Consider the following 16,685-nt stretch of genomic DNA (forward strand, 5'->3'; position numbering starts at 1 on the left):
GCATGAGGCAATCTAAAAGTGGCTTTACTTTAATTGAAACTTTAGTTGTGCTTTCGATTATTGCCTTTATATTTACCTTTGGCCATTTAACTTTTAAAACGGTGATTGAACAACAAGAAGAAAAACAATTCTGGGCAAAATTTGATGATGATTGGAAAAGGTATGAGCAATTTGCTAATTCTGAAGGTGTGGTTACGTATATCACTTTTGATAAAAGCAAGAGAAAGATTAGATTTAATCCCTTAAAAACTTTTAATAAAGAGAACAGTGAAATTAGCTTACCTAAAACCTTGAGTCTGTTTAGTAATCAAGAAGTAAAAATCGGCAGTGATGGTTATGTAAAGCCACAAACAATTGCTTTTCAATCTGAAGTTAATAAGTGCACATATCGGTTAACAATTCAGCTAGGATGGGGAGTCTATCATGTTAATAGAGAATAAGAATGGTTTCATTTTGAGTGAAGCATTGGTAGCGCTAGGAATTGTTAGTATAACAATCATACTGGTTCAAAGCTCGATTCAAAGCGGTTCGCAAACTGAACACCGGCTTGCCAGACAAACTGAAATTAGTCGTACGATGTTGGATGGTAGCCGTCGCCTAAAAGAGTTTCACGCGCAAACAATTTCATTATCAGATGAGGAATTGAAATTCACATCAGAAGAATTGATACTAAAAGGCACTGATCATAAAGTATTGAGGGTAATAAATATTGAAGAATAAATCAGGTTTTACCTTGATGGAAACCCTTATCTCGTTACTAGTTTTAGGCATTGTTTTTCAAATTATTTCTTTTAGTACGAGATTGATGACAATTCCTGTCAAGCAGCGTGTCAATTCTGAAGATTGGCAAATTCTTATTAATGAATTGGAATCATCAAAACATCAATTTAGACTAAAGAGCAATAGCCATTCCTATGTGTATTTAAACAGTTTAGCTGAAAATAAAATTTACAAATTAGAAAAATATAAGGATCAACTAAGGTTTTCACCGGGGTATATGCCATTAATTTCTCAAGTAAACACAGTTGATTTTGATTATCAAGAGCCATTTTTGAAACTTCAAATTAAATTTAACGATGGAGAAGTGAAAAAAGATGATGTCTATATTCCCAAAGATTAAATCTGGTTATGTACTTTTATCTGCGATTATTTTTTTGTTCATGCTTAGCGGACTTGTTTTTCAAATTGAGCGTCATCGACAGTCAAATATTGCTTTGCAATCAAATGCAATTGAAGCAAACAATGCACGAATTCTTTGTAATATTTTGATTCTGAAAAGGACAAAAAATAAAGAGTGTACTTCATTAAAATCTAGTATAGGGACCATTGAATTAAGTAATAAAAATTTTGCAATTACATTAAGTAATGGTCATCACTATAAGTTTTCGGAGAGTGATGAACCATTATGAATGCCCAATAAACTGAATTCATGTTAAGATACTTGAGGAGTTTAAGTTTATACGAGGTGAATAATTACGAATAATAATGTAGAACAATTATTTAAAATAATTGACGAAAGTACAGAAACCCTTGAAGAGGTATTAGATACTTCTTATTTAGATGCTTTGATCGAAACAGGAAACAATTTAATTTCCGGTCAAGTTCAAATTGAAGATGGGCAACCAAATGAGGAAACCAGACGAAATTTAGAGCATTTTTATGCTGAAATTAACCTTAGTCAACTTGATAATGAAACTATTCGTCAAGTCTTGCAATTAGGTGTTTTAAAAGCAGCACAAAAAGATCATATTCAGGCTAATCATCAAATGACACCGGACACAATCGGTATGTTATTTGCGTATTTATTGCAGGAACTGTATGACAAAGATGCTGCTATAAAAATTCTTGATCCGGCTGTTGGTACTGCAAATTTACTCACAACAGTAATGAATGATATTCATCGTAATCATAAAGATCAAGAAATCAGTGGAGTTGGTATAGATAATGATGATACTATGTTAGCCCTTGCTGGAATTAGTACACAGTTACAACAAATTAAGGTGGATCTTTATCATCAGGATGCACTGGACCAGTTGATAGTTAATTCAGCTGATTTTGCCGTGTCCGATTTACCTATTGGTTATTATCCAATTGATCAACGTGTGAAAAATTATCAAACACACAGTAAAAATGATCATTCGTTTGTCCATCATTTATTAATTGAACAGGCTATGAATCATGTGGTAGATGGTGGTTTTGGATTATTTTTAGTACCAAGTAATCTGTTCCAAACGGATCAATCTGGCAATCTTTTAAGTTACTTTAAAAACAAGATCTTTTTGCAGGGCTTCTTAAATTTACCCAAAGATATGTTTACAAATACAGATTTACAAAAATCAATTCTAATTTTGCAGAATCATGGTAATAACGCACATCAAGCGGCAAAGGTATTGCTTGGAGATTTTCCGTCATTTAAAAATCAGGCTAATATGAAGAAATTTTTGATGGAAATTCGTCAGTGGCATCAACAAAATTTTTAATCCAAATTTTACTTAATTCAAAAATTCCGATATGATTGAGTGTAATTAAGTTACATTCAAACATGCATGGAGGAAATATGAGTGAAAATGAGGATCAAAATTTATCTAGAAGTTTAAAAAGTAGGCACGTTCAATTAATTGCAATTGGTGGCACAATTGGAACGGGGCTGTTTTTGGGTGCTGGCCAATCAATTCACTTAGCTGGACCTTCAATTTTGCTTGCGTATGCAATTACCGGAATTGTTTGTTTCTGGTTGATGAGAGCATTAGGTGAATTACTGCTGTCCGATTTACATTCGACTTCATTTGTTGACTTTGTAACCAAGTATTTGGGTAAACAAGTTGGCTTTGTAACGGGATGGACTTATTGGGTTTGTTGGGTAACCATTGCAATGGCAGAAATTACTGCAGCAGGTTTATACATGCATTTTTGGTTTCCAAGTTTGCCACAATGGATTCCTGGATTTGTTATCCTGTTAGTTTTACTAGCTATGAATTTAATTACAGTTGAATTATTTGGTGAAACCGAATTTTGGTTCTCAATTATAAAAATCACCGCCATTCTGGTACTTATTATTACTGGAATTATTCTTGTACTAGTACACTATAAAACAGCTGTGGGGCACGCTTCGTTAACAAACTTGTTTGCATATGGTGGCTTTTTTCCAAAGGGATTAAAGGGATTTATTTTATCATTTCAAATGGTTGTTTTTGCGTTTGTTGGTGTTGAGATGGTTGGAATGACTGCTGCAGAAACTCAAAACCCGAATAAAGTTATTCCAGAAGCAATTAACGATATTCCGATGCGTATCGGTTTGTTCTACGTGGGAGCCTTGTTCTTCTTGATGGCAATATTTCCTTGGAAATATGTATCACCAACTTCCAGCCCATTTGTACAAGTTTTCCAAAATGTTGGTATTACTGGTGCTGCAGCTATTATTAATTTTGTTGTGTTAACTGCAGCAGCTTCGGCTTGTAACAGTGCACTTTTCACAACCGGTAGAATGTTATTTTCACTTAGCTACAAGCGCCAATCAAAATTAGGTAAAAAACTGGGACAACTTTCGCATACTCAAGTTCCAGCAAATGCGATTTTAATGTCGGCGTTAGTTATTGCATTGGCAGTAATTCTGAATATTTTTATGCCCGGACAGGTGTTTACTTTTGTTTCAAGTGTGGCCACAACCTGTTTCTTGTTTATTTGGGGATCGATTATATTAGCTCACTTAAGTTATCGTAAACAACTGACAAATTCGACTAGAAAATTAGATAAATTCAAGATGCCGTGGTATCCTTATAGTGACTATTTTGTTTTAATATTTCTTATTTTTGTTGGTTTCGTGTTGGTTCTGAAACTGGATACCTTGATTGCGTTAATCGGTTCTGTGATCTGGTTTGCCATTCTTAATTTTATTTATTTAATTCAAAATAAGCAGAAATCAAGTAATAAAAATTAACTTTCTAAACGAGCTTCGATGAGAAGCTCGTTTTTGTGTAAACTAAAATTAAGTGAGATTCTGTAAAAATGGCAGAGAAATGTTATATACTTAGTAATAAGTGAAACAAGAATGAGGGATTAGTTTGATTTTTTTTACAGCAGATACACATTTCTTTCATAAGGATTTATTAGGTAATAACGACTTTGCTCCTCGACCATTTCCATCAGTTGAGGTCATGAATCAGACAATTATTGAAAATTGGAATGCACGGGTTAAACCTACAGACACAGTTTATCATCTTGGCGACATTGCCCTATATTTTACTCGTCCGGCCAAGCTTTCCGATGAAGCTGTTTATAACGTGTTAAAATCATTAAATGGAAATCTTGTTCTAATTAAAGGTAATCATGATAGCCGCGATCTTTTTAAATATTTAAGTAAGCATAACTATCAGGTGAATGGGAAACCCAAATTTGAATTTCACGATGTAGGGTTATTAATTAAAGTAAATCATCGTCAATTGTACATGACGCATTACCCAATGATGATGGGAATTGTAAAGCAAATTATTAATTTACATGGACACATCCATCACTATAGCGTGAATGTAAAAGAAAATTTGAATGTGGGAGTAGATACGCCAGAAAAAGATTACCTAAATTATAAAATTCCGTTTGGAGCACCATTTTCAGAAGCAGATATTGAACAGATGATTGAAGGAAAAAGAGAAGATTTTGCTAAACGAAAATGAAGTTAAATATACTATATGAGAGTGGGAGGTGATTCTGATGACAACTATTAAAAATAAGGATGCTAGTGATGAAGAGACTAAGCGCCGTCCAGTGATTAACACGATTGACATTTTGGATGAAACTAATATTCTAATAAATGGACACCAGTATCAGTTAGTTGCTAATGAGCGGGATGCGTTTGATCGCGAGCAATTGGCGGAAAGATTTAGTCCAGTTTTAAGCAAGTATGATTATATTGTTGGTGATATTGGTTATGAACAGCTTAGATTAAAGGGCTTTTTTAGTGACCAGGATCGAAATGCTAAAGAAAATGAAAAACAAAGTGCAATTCAGGATTATTTGTTAGAATTTTGCAACTTTGGGTGTGCTTATTTTATCTTACGAAATCTAAGTGTTAACAAACCTGCCAAAAAACGAAGCCTAAGAACTAGAGTTGCTAGTGAAAAACATAAAACTAGTTCAGCAAAGAGTAAAAAAAATAATAAACGCGTTCGAAAGTTTAAAGAGAAACCATTTATTCAAGAAAAAGTTACAAAACAAAATGAAAAATCAGTAAATCAACGTAAAAATAAGATTACTGAGGTTCATAAACGTGGTAAACGAACATTTACAATACGAGAAACAAGATGAGGAAGATTAGATGATTTCAGATTATAAAGGATATTTAATTGATTTAGATGGTACTATTTATCGAGGCCGAGACCAAATTCCAGCAGCTGCAAGATTTATTAAGCGATTGCAAGACACAAATACTGATTTTTTGTTTGTAACGAATAATACAACACAGTTACCAGCAGATGTAGCAAAAAACTTAAGGGAAAATCATAATATTAATGTAACGGCTAACGAGGTATATACCGCGGGATTAGCAACAGCTGATTATTTAGATGGAATCGCGGGAAATAAGCGTAAAGTCTATGTTATCGGTGAATTAGGACTAAAACAAGCGTTGCTAAATAAACATTTTGAGTTTGATGAAGTACATCCTGATTGGGTTGTCGTTGGCTTAGATTACGATGTAACGTACCATAAGTTTGAATTAGCTACTTTGGCTATTAAACGAGGAGCTACATTTATTGGCACAAATGCGGATACAAATCTACCAAATGAACGAGGATTAGTACCAGGTGCAGGTTCTTTAATTGGTTTAGTAGAACGATCAACTCAGCAACGAGCCACTTATGTTGGTAAACCAGAAACTATTATTATGCAAAAAGCGGTTAAAAAAATCGGACTTGCAAAAGATGAGGTTGTGATGGTTGGAGATAACTATATGACTGATATCTCAGCTGGTATTAATTTTGGAATAGACACGTTGTTAGTCTATACGGGTGTCTCAACACCTGAATTTGTTAAAAACCAGGACATTCAACCGACCCATACTATTAAATCTTTTGATGAATGGAAGTAGAAACATGCAACTGAAAAGATTGGGCCAATGGTGTGGATTCCATTTATTTGGAATTTCCTTAGCCATTTTTTTGGTTATCAATTGTACTTTTCTTTATGATTGGTCATTGAAGTGGTATAACGTTCAAGCTGATGTTAGCTTAACAAACACGCAAATTATGCATAACTATCACCAGTTGATTATGTATTTAAGCTTTCCATGGGTTAAACAATTAAAAATGACCAACTTTAACAGTTCAATGGCGGGGCTGCAACATTTTGCGGATGTTAAAAATCTTTTTATGCTGAACGAAGTAGTGTTACTTTTCTCGGCCGTTATTTTCTTCTTTTTCATTCGTGAATTGATTAAAACTAAGATGCTTTGGCAATTGATTCGACCGTTACAAGTTGCAATGGTAGTTCCTTTGTTTATTGGAGCGATGATGAGTATTTCATTTGACCAGTTTTTTATTGCTTTTCATAAGATTTTATTTCGAAATAATGATTGGATATTTGATCCTCAAAAAGATCCCATTATTAATGTTTTACCAGAGCAATTTTTTCTTCAATGTTTTGTTTTTGTGTTTGTCTTTGTAGAAGGATTTTATCTATTTTTTATTTGGATGGGAAGACAAGAATTGAAAAAATAAGCCTTATTCGTTTTTTGATGACGAATAAGGCTTTTTGATTTAGACAGCTTTTTTCTTTGTTTTTAAAAACGATATAAGAATTGGAATTAGTGAGATGAGAATTATGCCAATAACTATTGCAGAAAAATGTTGTTTGACAACTGGGAAATTCCCAAAAAAGTAACCCGAACCACAACAAAGAGCAACCCATGTTGAAGATCCTAGAATATCGAAAATAATAAATTTCTGGTATTTAAAATTACTACCACCAGCAACAAAAGGAGCAAAAGTTCTTATGATTGGCATGTACCGAGCAAATGTAATGGAAATACTACCATAGTGATCAAAGAACTCTTTTGATTCCTCCATTTTTTGTTTATTTATCAACTTGCCAAATATATGATGTTCGGTAAGCGCGTTACCTATGAGGCGACCGATGAAGAAGTTAGTGGAATCACCAAGGACTGCGGCAAAGAAGAGCGAGAATATAAAGATCCAAATATTTAAATGGTAAATACTATTTGCTGAAAGTGCGGTGGCTGCGAACAATAGTGAGTCGCCAGGTAAAAAGGGCAAGATGACAGCACCAGTTTCAATAAAAATGATGGCAAACAAGATAAGGTAGGTCCAATCACCAAATGTGTTTACTATAGAAATTAAATGTGTATCAATGTGTAAAATGAAATCAATAAGAAAAGACACAGTATTCCTCCATACGTTTGTTTAGTATTCAATTTTTTAAAAGCACAAGTATTGTATCATACTTAGTCTTTCGCTAAAATGGTTAATAGCATTAAATTGGAGGTGTAAGTTTGCTTAAAACTGGTGATATAGTTCAAGGAACAATTACTGGAATTCAGTCATACGGTATTTTTGTTGAGGATTGTGCATCTTCATTTAAAGGCTTAGTTCATATATCGGAATGCAGTGATGAATATATTGGTGACCTTTCCTCGTTTTATAAAATTGGTCAAGATATTTCGTGCCTTATTGTAGATATTGATCCGATAAATCGGCATATAAGCCTTTCAATCAGGGCACTTGATCAACAAAAAAATATTCACGATAAGCCTAATCCTAGCGTAGTCCATGCGTATCATAAATTTTATTGGACCAGTAATGAGAATGATGTTGGTTTTGGAAGTATTGCTGCTAATCTGTCTGACTGGAAGGCTGAAGCAAGACAGACGTACAATATTAGAAGTTGATTAATTCAACTTTAAGCGTCATTTTTATAAAAGGACTTGACCAAGTAATTTTTTCTTGGTATTATATTCAAGGTCGTTTTGAACGAGAAAAGTTAATTTAAAATATTAAAAAAGTTGGTTGACTTTTAGAATTTGAAATGCTAAAGTTAAATAGTTGCGTTGAGGCGTTTAGCGCTTCCAACTGCGACATAGTAGACCTTTGAAAACTGAACAAAGTTTCGACGAAACAAAATGTGTAGGGTCTTCAAATGAAAATTTTGAAGCAAACAATTTGCGAAGTCAATTCGCTTTAAACAATGAAACAACAAATGAGCTTGTTAAAACTCAAGTATAATATGAGAGTTTGATCTTGGCTCAGGATGAACGCTGGCGGCGTGCCTAATACATGCAAGTCGAACGCACTTTCGTTAATTGATTTTGAGATGCTTGCATCGAAGATGATTTTAACTATAAAGTGAGTGGCGAACGGGTGAGTAACACGTGGGTAACCTGCCCAGAAGTGGGGGATAACACCTGGAAACAGATGCTAATACCGCATAACAAAATTAACCGCATGGTTGATTTTTAAAAGATGGCTTCGGCTATCGCTTCTGGATGGACCCGCGGCGTATTAGCTAGTTGGTGAGATAAAGGCTCACCAAGGCAGTGATACGTAGCCGACCTGAGAGGGTAATCGGCCACATTGGGACTGAGACACGGCCCAGACTCCTACGGGAGGCAGCAGTAGGGAATCTTCCACAATGGACGCAAGTCTGATGGAGCAACGCCGCGTGAGTGATGAAGGCTTTCGGGTCGTAAAACTCTGTTGTTGGAGAAGAACGTGTGTGAGAGTAACTGCTCATGCAGTGACGGTATCCAACCAGAAAGCCACGGCTAACTACGTGCCAGCAGCCGCGGTAATACGTAGGTGGCAAGCGTTATCCGGATTTATTGGGCGTAAAGCGAGCGCAGGCGGTCTTTTAAGTCTAATGTGAAAGCCTTCGGCTTAACCGAAGAAGTGCATTGGAAACTGGGAGACTTGAGTGCAGAAGAGGAGAGTGGAACTCCATGTGTAGCGGTGAAATGCGTAGATATATGGAAGAACACCAGTGGCGAAGGCGGCTCTCTGGTCTGCAACTGACGCTGAGGCTCGAAAGCATGGGTAGCGAACAGGATTAGATACCCTGGTAGTCCATGCCGTAAACGATGAATGCTAAGTGTTGGAGGGTTTCCGCCCTTCAGTGCTGTAGCTAACGCATTAAGCATTCCGCCTGGGGAGTACGACCGCAAGGTTGAAACTCAAAAGAATTGACGGGGGCCCGCACAAGCGGTGGAGCATGTGGTTTAATTCGAAGCTACGCGAAGAACCTTACCAGGTCTTGACATCTTCTGCTAACCTAAGAGATTAGGCGTTCCCTTCGGGGACGGAATGACAGGTGGTGCATGGTTGTCGTCAGCTCGTGTCGTGAGATGTTGGGTTAAGTCCCGCAACGAGCGCAACCCTTATTATTAGTTGCCAGCATTAAGTTGGGCACTCTAGTGAGACTGCCGGTGACAAACCGGAGGAAGGTGGGGACGACGTCAAATCATCATGCCCCTTATGACCTGGGCTACACACGTGCTACAATGGACGGTACAACGAGTTGCGAGACCGCGAGGTTTAGCTAATCTCTTAAAACCGTTCTCAGTTCGGACTGCAGGCTGCAACTCGCCTGCACGAAGTTGGAATCGCTAGTAATCGCGGATCAGCATGCCGCGGTGAATACGTTCCCGGGCCTTGTACACACCGCCCGTCACACCATGAGAGTTTGTAACACCCAAAGCCGGTGGAGTAACCTTCGGGAGCTAGCCGTCTAAGGTGGGACAGATGATTGGGGTGAAGTCGTAACAAGGTAGCCGTAGGAGAACCTGCGGCTGGATCACCTCCTTTCTAAGGATATTTAGAAACGGAAACCTACACATTGTCGAAACTTTGTTTAGTTTTGAGAGGTCTACTCTCAAATGTATATACGCGCACGGGCCTATAGCTCAGCTGGTTTAGAGCGCACGCCTGATAAGCGTGAGGTCGATGGTTCAAGTCCATTTAGGCCCATAGATACATTTTTGGGGAATTAGCTCAGCTGGGAGAGCGCCTGCCTTGCACGCAGGAGGTCAGCGGTTCGATCCCGCTATTCTCCATTGACGGTTTTACCGTCGAATTTGTTCTTTGAAAACTAAATAATATCGAAAAATTTTCTAATTTTAATTATTTATTATAATGTAATTAAACCGAGAACATTGCGTTTTATAGAGTTTTAAAACAAGATTAGTTCAAAAAATAATCGCTAAACTCAAAACCACTTTACCGCAGGTAAAGTTAGGTTAAGTTATAAAGGGCGCATGGTGAATGCCTTGGTACTAGGAGCCGATGAAGGACGGGACTAACACCGATATGCTTCGGGGAGCTGTAAGTAAGCTTTGATCCGGAGATTTCCGAATGGGGAAACCCAACAACATTAATCCGTTGTTACCACCACGTGAATACATAACGTGGTTGGAGGTAGACGCGGGGAACTGAAACATCTCAGTACCCGCAGGAAGAGAAAGAAATATCGATTCCCTAAGTAGCGGCGAGCGAACGGGGAACAGCCCAAACCAGGAAGCTTGCTTCCTGGGGTTGTAGGACTGAACATTTGAGTTACCAAAGATTTTCATAGCCGAACAGTCTGGGAAGACTGGCCAGAGCGGGTGATAGCCCCGTAGGCAAAATGAAGATCCCTCAGTTCAGGATCCTGAGTACGGCGGAACACGTGTAACTCCGTCGGAATCCGGGAGGACCGTCTCCCAAGGCTAAATACTCCCTAGTGACCGATAGTGAACCAGTACCGTGAGGGAAAGGTGAAAAGCACCCCGGAAGGGGAGTGAAACAGTTCTTGAAACCATGTGCCTACAAGAAGTCAGAGCCCGTTAAGGGGTGATGGCGTGCCTTTTGTAGAATGAACCGGCGAGTTACGTTTACATGCCAGGTTAAGTTGAAAAAACGGAGCCGCAGCGAAAGCGAGTCTGAATAGGGCGACTGAGTATGTAGATGTAGACCCGAAACCAAGTGACCTACCCATGTCCAGGTTGAAGGTGCGGTAAAACGCACTGGAGGACCGAACTCGTGTACGTTGAAAAGTGCTGAGATGAGGTGTGGGTAGCGGTGAAATTCCAAACGAACTTGGAGATAGCTGGTTCTCTCCGAAATAGCTTTAGGGCTAGCCTCGGATTAAGGATCATGGAGGTAGAGCCACTGTTTGGACTAGGGGCCCGTCTTGGGTTACTGAATTCAGATAAACTCCGAATGCCATTGATTTATGTCCGGGAGTCAGACGGTGAGTGATAAGATCCATCGTCGAAAGGGGAACAGCCCAGACCACCAGTTAAGGTCCCTAAATATATGTTAAGTGGAAAAGGATGTGGAGTTGCATAGACAACTAGGATGTTGGCTCAGAAGCAGCCATCATTTAAAGAGTGCGTAATAGCTCACTAGTCGAGTGATTCTGCGCCGAAAATGTACCGGGGCTTAAACATATTACCGAGACTGTGGATGCCACCGTAAGGTGGCGTGATAGGAGAGCGTTCTAAGGGCAACGAAGGCAGACCGTGAGGACTGTTGGAGCGCTTAGAAGTGAGAATGCCGGTATGAGTAGCGAAAGACAGGTGAGAATCCTGTCCACCGAATGACTAAGGTTTCCTGGGGAAGGCTCGTCCACCCAGGGTTAGTCGGGACCTAAGTCGAGGCCGAGAGGCGTAGACGATGGATAACAGGTTGAAATTCCTGTACTAGTTAAACTTGTTTGAACAATGGAGGGACGCAGGAGGCTAAGGAATGCGCACGGTTGGATATGTGCGCCCAAGCAGCAAGTCTGATTGAGAGTTAAATGCTTTCAGTCTTAAGGACAAGCTGTGATGGGGAGTGAAATTTAAAGTAACGAAGTTCCTGATGTCACACTGCCGAGAAAAGCTTCTAGTTAGAGTTTAACTACCCGTACCGCAAACCGACACAGGTAGTCGAGGAGAGTATCCTCAGGTGAGCGAGAGAACTCTCGTTAAGGAACTCGGCAAAATGACCCCGTAACTTCGGAAGAAGGGGTGCTGATCGCAAGATCAGCCGCAGTGAATAGGCCCAGGCGACTGTTTATCAAAAACACAGGTTTCTGCAAAATCGTAAGATGACGTATAGGGGCTGACGCCTGCCCGGTGCTGGAAGGTTAAGTGAATGAGTTAGCTTCGGCGAAGCTTTGAAATGAAGCCCCAGTAAACGGCGGCCGTAACTATAACGGTCCTAAGGTAGCGAAATTCCTTGTCGGGTAAGTTCCGACCCGCACGAAAGGCGTAACGATCTGGGCACTGTCTCAACGAGAGACTCGGTGAAATTATAATACCCGTGAAGATGCGGGTTACCCGCGACAGGACGGAAAGACCCCATGGAGCTTTACTGTAGCTTGATATTGAGTGTTTGTACAGCTTGTACAGGATAGGTAGGAGCCATAGAAACCGGAACGCTAGTTTCGGTGGAGGCGTTGGTGGGATACTACCCTCGCTGTATGAACCCTCTAACTCGCGCCACTAAGCGTGGCGGAAGACAGTGTCAGGTGGGCAGTTTGACTGGGGCGGTCGCCTCCTAAAGAGTAACGGAGGCGCCCAAAGGTTCTCTCAGAATGGTTGGAAATCATTCGCTGAGTGTAAAGGCAGAAGAGAGCTTGACTGCGAGACAGACAGGTCGAGCAGGGACGAAAGTCGGGCTTAGTGATCCGGTGGTACCGTATGGAAGGGCCATCGCTCAACGGATAAAAGCTACCCTGGGGATAACAGGCTTATCTCCCCCAAGAGTTCACATCGACGGGGAGGTTTGGCACCTCGATGTCGGCTCATCGCATCCTGGGGCTGTAGTCGGTCCCAAGGGTTGGGCTGTTCGCCCATTAAAGCGGTACGCGAGCTGGGTTCAGAACGTCGTGAGACAGTTCGGTCCCTATCCGTCGCGGGCGTAGGAAATTTGCGAGGATCTGTCCTTAGTACGAGAGGACCGGGATGGACATACCGCTGGTGTACCAGTTGTTCCGCCAGGAGCATCGCTGGGTAGCTATGTATGGATGAGATAAACGCTGAAAGCATCTAAGTGTGAAACTCGCCTCAAGATGAGATTTCCCATTCCATTTATGGAAGTAAGACCCCTGAGAGATGATCAGGTAGATAGGTTGGGAGTGGAAGTGTAGTGATACATGGAGCGGACCAATACTAATCGGTCGAGGACTTAACCACAAAGTGGTGTTCTCAAAGAGAAGGATTCGATATTATTTAGTTTTGAGAGAATAAATTTCTTTCACACGAGCCACGAAGGTGGATCGGAGAAGTGTGGTGGCGATAGCGAGAAGGATACACCTGTTCCCATGTCGAACACAGAAGTTAAGCTTCTTAGCGCCGAGAGTAGTTGGGGGATCGCTCCCTGCGAGGGTAGGACGTTGCCATGCGAATATTCCGGCATAGCTCAGTTGGTAGAGCCCCTGACTGTTAATCAGGTTGTCGACGGTTCGAGTCCGCCTGCCGGAGTTAATGATATGGAGAGTTGTCCGAGCTGGCCGAAGGAGCATGACTGGAAATCATGTAGACGGATTTATCCGTCTCAAGGGTTCGAATCCCTTACTCTCCGTTGTAATTAAGTATGACCCGTTGGTCAAGTGGTTTAAGACACTGCCCTTTCACGGCAGTAACATGGGTTCGAATCCCGTACGGGTCATTTTTATGGAGGGTTAGCTCAGTTGGGAGAGCGTCTGCCTTACAAGCAGAGGGTCACAGGTTCGAGCCCTGTACTCTCCATTTAAAATTATGGTTCCATGGTCTAGTTGGTTTAGGACGCCTGCCTGTCACGCAGGAGATCACGAGTTCGAGTCTCGTTGGAACCGTTAAAATAAAATAGCCTTTTATTTTATATCATTTGTTTATGGCGCAGTAGCTCAGTTGGTAGAGCAACGGATTGAAGCTCCGTGTGTCGGCAGTTCGATTCTGTCCTGCGCCATATTATGGAAGGGTAGCGAAGTCTGGCTAAACGCGGCGGACTGTAAATCCGCTCCTTCGGGTTCGGTGGTTCGAATCCACTCCCTTCCATTTTAATGATAGGGATATAGTTTAATGGTAGAACTACGGTCTCCAAAACCGTCGATGTGGGTTCAACTCCTACTATCCCTGCCATTGATGGCGGTAGTGGCGAAGTGGTTAACGCACCGGATTGTGGCTCCGGCACGCGTGGGTTCGATTCCCACCTACCGCCCTAAGGATTTCATTAGTTATCCTTGAGGTTTTGTGTAATTGACATAACCAGTTAGATGCCGCTGTGGCGGAATTGGCAGACGCGCTGGACTCAAAATCCAGTTCCCTTTACCGGGAGTGTGGGTTCGACCCCCACCGGCGGCATTGTAGCTCCCCTCGAGGGGCTTTTTTTTACAAAAAATTCCTGTTACTAGACTACCAAATTGGTAATCCATCAACAGGAAAAAGTATAGAGCCCAGAAAACAACATGATACCAAGAATTATGGAAACAAAAAAAGTAAGAATAAAGAAAAATATGTTCCCGAAAAATATGTTTAACCATCTTTAAATTTCAGTAACTGTTTTATTTTTTAAGGTAGCACTAATAATCAAACAAAATGCACCTATTATCAAAACTAATGTAAATGCCCACTGAAATCCATGACCTAATTTAATTGCCGTTACTAATGCGGCAGTACCAAGTGAACTAGCTAGTTGCTGTAAAGTAACGATCATGGTACTACCATAAACTAAATAGGAATGGGGCAGGGCATTTAATCCAGAAGTAGTTAGTGGCATGAAAACTAGTGTTAAACCTGCAGAACGAATGGCATACAAGAATGCAATTGTGTTTAAAGATGTGGAAGCATCAAAGAAAATCATCGGAATTGTAGCAAAAAAAGTTGCTGTAAAACCAGCTGATACAAGCCTTTTTATACCAAAACGATCGTACAATTTACCGGAAAGTGGTGAAAGAATGGCCATCAATATAGTACCGGGAAGCATTAACAGCCCAGAAGTCATGGCATTAGTTTCACGAATTGTTTGATTATAGAGGGGAATTACTAACTCCGGACCCATTAAAGCAATGTTTGTTAATGCCGCGAGTAAGGCGACTTTACGAAAAGAAGGAGCAGTAAAAACGCGTAATTCCAAGAGTGGATGTTTAAGAGATAACTGACGTTTACAAAATAAACTGATTACAAGTAATCCACTTAAAATTTCAAACAACGAGGTAACATCTAAATTTCCAGAGACGCCAATTTGTGAAAGCCCAAAAAGCAAACCACCAAACCCAAACCACCAAACCCAAAAACGGACATGATCAATGATGGCATATCCAGGTGATCACTTCTTGTATCAGTAACATTGTCGATTGTAAAAATACCTAGCACTAAAACTAAGCAGGCAATTGGAATTAATGCTATGAATAACATGCGCCAGGACCAATGCGTAACAATTATCCCAGATAATGTTGGGCCAATTGCTGGTCCCAAATTTATGACGATGCCACCAATTCCTAACGCAATACCACGTTTCTCAGCAGGAAAAATCAAAGTCAATACATTTTGTACCAACGGCATACTAACACCGACTGAGGCCGCTTGAATTAGACGTCCAAGAAGTAATATGGTAAAAGATTGAGCAGTAGCTGAGATGATTAATCCGCTGAGAAAAATACTAATCGTTTCTAAAAACAATGGTTTTAGTTTGATTCGATTTGTAAAGTAGGCGGCTGTGGGCATCATAATACCGGCAACTAGTAAGTAACCGGTACTTAACCATTGCGCGGTTGTCTGAGACACATGAACTTCGGCCATGATTGTTGGTAATGCATTATTCAGAAAAGTTTCGGCTAAAGCTGAAAGAAAACTACCAAGCAATAGAACAAAAACCATAATAATTTGAGTTGTTGACTTGGAATGCTGATTCATAATATACCTCCGTACTATAATAGATTTTTAAACAAAAAAAGAGCTGGATAAGGCCAAAAATCCGGCACCTTAATCCAGCTCCATATATGAAGCCCTCCGATGTATTTAAAGAGGCAAACTATGTTTATATATTCAATCATCAAGATAACAGAAATGTTGATAAAATACAAGACCTTAGTAAATGCATTGATTATTTGCACTGCCTTTTAATAAATTTTAGAATCATTGAGATAGCTAATTGTTTAAAATAGTAAAAATTGATATGTACAGTTGTTCCTCAGTTAAATTTTGCAACTTTTGGTGGTAACGCCAATAAATACAATACTGCAATAGTTAATTAAACTGATCAAATAACGGAAAAATTCATCAGTAACAAGTTGGTATTAATGTTAATAAATTAAAATTTCTGAGCAACTCAAAAAGTAAAGATAAAAACTTGATAGTTGATAAAATATAGATCTATAAACTGAAATTTTTATTTGCTCATATCTTAAATCCTATTTTATTATTACCGATATATTTTCATAGCAGGCTTAAGTATCTAATGAATCATTTCAAAAATATACTAAATGCAAATTTGCAAACAAGTTAACTTAGGTAAAAAATTCCAAAACATGATTGAAAAAATAAGTCGAAGTAAAGAACACCTTTACAAAAAGCGCTCGCTGTGATAATCTGTTAAGCGTTGGCATTTTTGAAATCAACGATTCTTGATGCCTTTTATTATTTACATGGCGGTATAGCCAAGTGGTAAGGCAGAGGTCTGCAAAACCTTCATCACCGGTTCAAATCCGGTTACCGCCTTGAGATGTTTTATTTAAGTGAA

Annotated in this window: 13 protein-coding genes, 13 tRNA genes and 3 rRNA genes; 26 read left to right on the forward strand and 3 right to left on the reverse strand. The window is 39.7% G+C overall.

Going from position 1 to position 16,685, the window contains the following annotated elements; translation table 11 throughout:
* Positions 1 to 2 precede the first annotated feature (2 nt).
* From comGD to AB3219_RS07445, 9 genes are all read left to right on the forward strand, one after another.
* The gene (gene comGD, locus AB3219_RS07405; RefSeq protein ID WP_216754514.1) at positions 3 to 440 is read left to right on the forward strand and encodes a competence type IV pilus minor pilin ComGD; all 438 of its coding nucleotides are present in this window, start codon (positions 3 to 5) and stop codon (positions 438 to 440) included.
* Positions 424 to 720 carry a hypothetical protein gene (locus tag AB3219_RS07410; RefSeq protein ID WP_216754513.1) on the forward strand — a complete coding sequence of 99 codons (297 nt, stop codon included), beginning with the start codon at positions 424 to 426 and terminating at the stop codon, positions 718 to 720. The genes comGD and AB3219_RS07410 overlap by 17 nt, the downstream gene beginning before the upstream one ends.
* Positions 710 to 1,120 carry a competence type IV pilus minor pilin ComGF gene (locus AB3219_RS07415; RefSeq protein WP_216754512.1) on the forward strand — a complete coding sequence of 137 codons (411 nt, stop codon included), beginning with the start codon at positions 710 to 712 and terminating at the stop codon, positions 1,118 to 1,120. The genes AB3219_RS07410 and AB3219_RS07415 overlap by 11 nt, the downstream gene beginning before the upstream one ends.
* A gap of 352 nt (positions 1,121 to 1,472) precedes the next feature.
* Positions 1,473 to 2,480 (forward strand): class I SAM-dependent methyltransferase, encoded by a 1,008-nt coding sequence (locus tag AB3219_RS07420; RefSeq protein ID WP_367369461.1) that lies wholly within the window; start codon positions 1,473 to 1,475, stop codon positions 2,478 to 2,480.
* A gap of 77 nt (positions 2,481 to 2,557) precedes the next feature.
* A complete protein-coding gene (locus AB3219_RS07425; RefSeq protein ID WP_216754511.1) occupies positions 2,558 to 3,937 on the forward strand; it encodes an amino acid permease in 1,380 nt (459 codons plus the stop codon).
* A 124-nt stretch (positions 3,938 to 4,061) separates the two neighbouring features.
* Complete coding sequence (locus AB3219_RS07430; protein ID WP_216754510.1) at positions 4,062 to 4,670, forward strand: metallophosphoesterase; 609 nt, start codon at positions 4,062 to 4,064, stop codon at positions 4,668 to 4,670.
* A 37-nt stretch (positions 4,671 to 4,707) separates the two neighbouring features.
* Positions 4,708 to 5,301 (forward strand): YutD family protein, encoded by a 594-nt coding sequence (locus AB3219_RS07435; RefSeq protein ID WP_057807912.1) that lies wholly within the window; start codon positions 4,708 to 4,710, stop codon positions 5,299 to 5,301.
* 10 nt (positions 5,302 to 5,311) lie between these two features.
* The gene (locus AB3219_RS07440) at positions 5,312 to 6,082 is read left to right on the forward strand and encodes a TIGR01457 family HAD-type hydrolase (protein WP_057807914.1); all 771 of its coding nucleotides are present in this window, start codon (positions 5,312 to 5,314) and stop codon (positions 6,080 to 6,082) included.
* Positions 6,083 to 6,086: 4 nt separating this feature from the next.
* A complete protein-coding gene (locus AB3219_RS07445) occupies positions 6,087 to 6,710 on the forward strand; it encodes a TIGR01906 family membrane protein (RefSeq protein ID WP_216754509.1) in 624 nt (207 codons plus the stop codon).
* Between the two features lie 39 nt (positions 6,711 to 6,749).
* Here the strand turns inward: AB3219_RS07445 and AB3219_RS07450 are convergent, their stop codons facing one another.
* Entirely contained in the window at positions 6,750 to 7,391 is a 642-nt protein-coding gene (locus tag AB3219_RS07450) for a VTT domain-containing protein (protein ID WP_216754508.1), read from the reverse strand.
* A 110-nt stretch (positions 7,392 to 7,501) separates the two neighbouring features.
* Here AB3219_RS07450 and AB3219_RS07455 point away from each other — a divergent pair, with 110 nt between their 5' ends.
* The 16 genes from AB3219_RS07455 (at position 7,502) to AB3219_RS07530 (ending at position 14,308) form a co-directional block, all read left to right on the forward strand.
* Positions 7,502 to 7,897: a S1 RNA-binding domain-containing protein gene (locus tag AB3219_RS07455; protein ID WP_216754507.1), complete on the forward strand. Its 396-nt coding sequence runs from the start codon at positions 7,502 to 7,504 to the stop codon at positions 7,895 to 7,897.
* A 331-nt stretch (positions 7,898 to 8,228) separates the two neighbouring features.
* A 16S ribosomal RNA gene (locus tag AB3219_RS07460) occupies positions 8,229 to 9,806 on the forward strand.
* 87 nt (positions 9,807 to 9,893) lie between these two features.
* Positions 9,894 to 9,968, forward strand: a tRNA-Ile gene (locus AB3219_RS07465).
* 13 nt (positions 9,969 to 9,981) lie between these two features.
* A tRNA-Ala gene (locus tag AB3219_RS07470) sits at positions 9,982 to 10,054 on the forward strand.
* A gap of 181 nt (positions 10,055 to 10,235) precedes the next feature.
* Positions 10,236 to 13,159: ribosomal RNA gene (locus AB3219_RS07475) — 23S ribosomal RNA — on the forward strand.
* Between the two features lie 92 nt (positions 13,160 to 13,251).
* Positions 13,252 to 13,368, forward strand: a 5S ribosomal RNA gene (gene rrf, locus AB3219_RS07480).
* Together the 16S, 23S and 5S rRNA genes with 12 tRNA genes alongside form the textbook arrangement of a ribosomal RNA operon.
* Before the next feature lie 6 nt (positions 13,369 to 13,374).
* Positions 13,375 to 13,447 (forward strand) — tRNA-Asn (locus tag AB3219_RS07485).
* 10 nt (positions 13,448 to 13,457) lie between these two features.
* Positions 13,458 to 13,547, forward strand: a tRNA-Ser gene (locus AB3219_RS07490).
* A 14-nt stretch (positions 13,548 to 13,561) separates the two neighbouring features.
* Positions 13,562 to 13,634 (forward strand) — tRNA-Glu (locus tag AB3219_RS07495).
* Positions 13,635 to 13,641: 7 nt separating this feature from the next.
* Positions 13,642 to 13,714, forward strand: a tRNA-Val gene (locus AB3219_RS07500).
* Positions 13,715 to 13,725: 11 nt separating this feature from the next.
* Positions 13,726 to 13,800 (forward strand) — tRNA-Asp (locus AB3219_RS07505).
* 40 nt (positions 13,801 to 13,840) lie between these two features.
* Positions 13,841 to 13,913: transfer RNA gene (locus tag AB3219_RS07510), tRNA-Phe, on the forward strand.
* Between the two features lie 6 nt (positions 13,914 to 13,919).
* Positions 13,920 to 14,002 (forward strand) — tRNA-Tyr (locus tag AB3219_RS07515).
* A 10-nt stretch (positions 14,003 to 14,012) separates the two neighbouring features.
* A tRNA-Trp gene (locus tag AB3219_RS07520) sits at positions 14,013 to 14,086 on the forward strand.
* A 6-nt stretch (positions 14,087 to 14,092) separates the two neighbouring features.
* Positions 14,093 to 14,165: transfer RNA gene (locus AB3219_RS07525), tRNA-His, on the forward strand.
* Between the two features lie 57 nt (positions 14,166 to 14,222).
* A tRNA-Leu gene (locus AB3219_RS07530) sits at positions 14,223 to 14,308 on the forward strand.
* Between the two features lie 181 nt (positions 14,309 to 14,489).
* On the opposite strand, the gene AB3219_RS07535 is transcribed toward AB3219_RS07530, so the two are convergent.
* Entirely contained in the window at positions 14,490 to 15,155 is a 666-nt protein-coding gene (locus AB3219_RS07535; RefSeq protein WP_216754717.1) for an MFS transporter, read from the reverse strand.
* 11 nt (positions 15,156 to 15,166) lie between these two features.
* Positions 15,167 to 15,859 carry an MFS transporter gene (locus AB3219_RS07540; protein ID WP_216754718.1) on the reverse strand — a complete coding sequence of 231 codons (693 nt, stop codon included), beginning with the start codon at positions 15,857 to 15,859 and terminating at the stop codon, positions 15,167 to 15,169.
* A 733-nt stretch (positions 15,860 to 16,592) separates the two neighbouring features.
* Between AB3219_RS07540 and AB3219_RS07545 the strand changes: the two genes are divergently transcribed.
* Positions 16,593 to 16,663 (forward strand) — tRNA-Cys (locus tag AB3219_RS07545).
* Positions 16,664 to 16,685: the final 22 nt, after the last annotated feature.

This window comes from Pediococcus ethanolidurans, from assembly GCF_964062635.1.
In the GTDB taxonomy this organism is placed as follows: Bacteria; Bacillota; Bacilli; order Lactobacillales; family Lactobacillaceae; genus Pediococcus; species Pediococcus ethanolidurans.

Excerpts from the sequence above, each read along its gene's own strand:
- comGD (WP_216754514.1), top strand. The coding sequence starts at position 3 with ATGAGGCAATCTAAAAGTGGCTTTACTTTAATTGAAACTTTAGTTGTG.
- AB3219_RS07410 (WP_216754513.1), top strand. The coding sequence starts at position 424 with ATGTTAATAGAGAATAAGAATGGTTTCATTTTGAGTGAAGCATTGGTA.
- AB3219_RS07435 (WP_057807912.1), top strand. The coding sequence starts at position 4,708 with ATGACAACTATTAAAAATAAGGATGCTAGTGATGAAGAGACTAAGCGC.
- AB3219_RS07445 (WP_216754509.1), top strand. The coding sequence starts at position 6,087 with ATGCAACTGAAAAGATTGGGCCAATGGTGTGGATTCCATTTATTTGGA.
- AB3219_RS07540 (WP_216754718.1), bottom strand. The coding sequence starts at position 15,859 with ATGAATCAGCATTCCAAGTCAACAACTCAAATTATTATGGTTTTTGTT.
- AB3219_RS07425 (WP_216754511.1), top strand. The coding sequence starts at position 2,558 with ATGAGTGAAAATGAGGATCAAAATTTATCTAGAAGTTTAAAAAGTAGG.
- AB3219_RS07440 (WP_057807914.1), top strand. The coding sequence starts at position 5,312 with ATGATTTCAGATTATAAAGGATATTTAATTGATTTAGATGGTACTATT.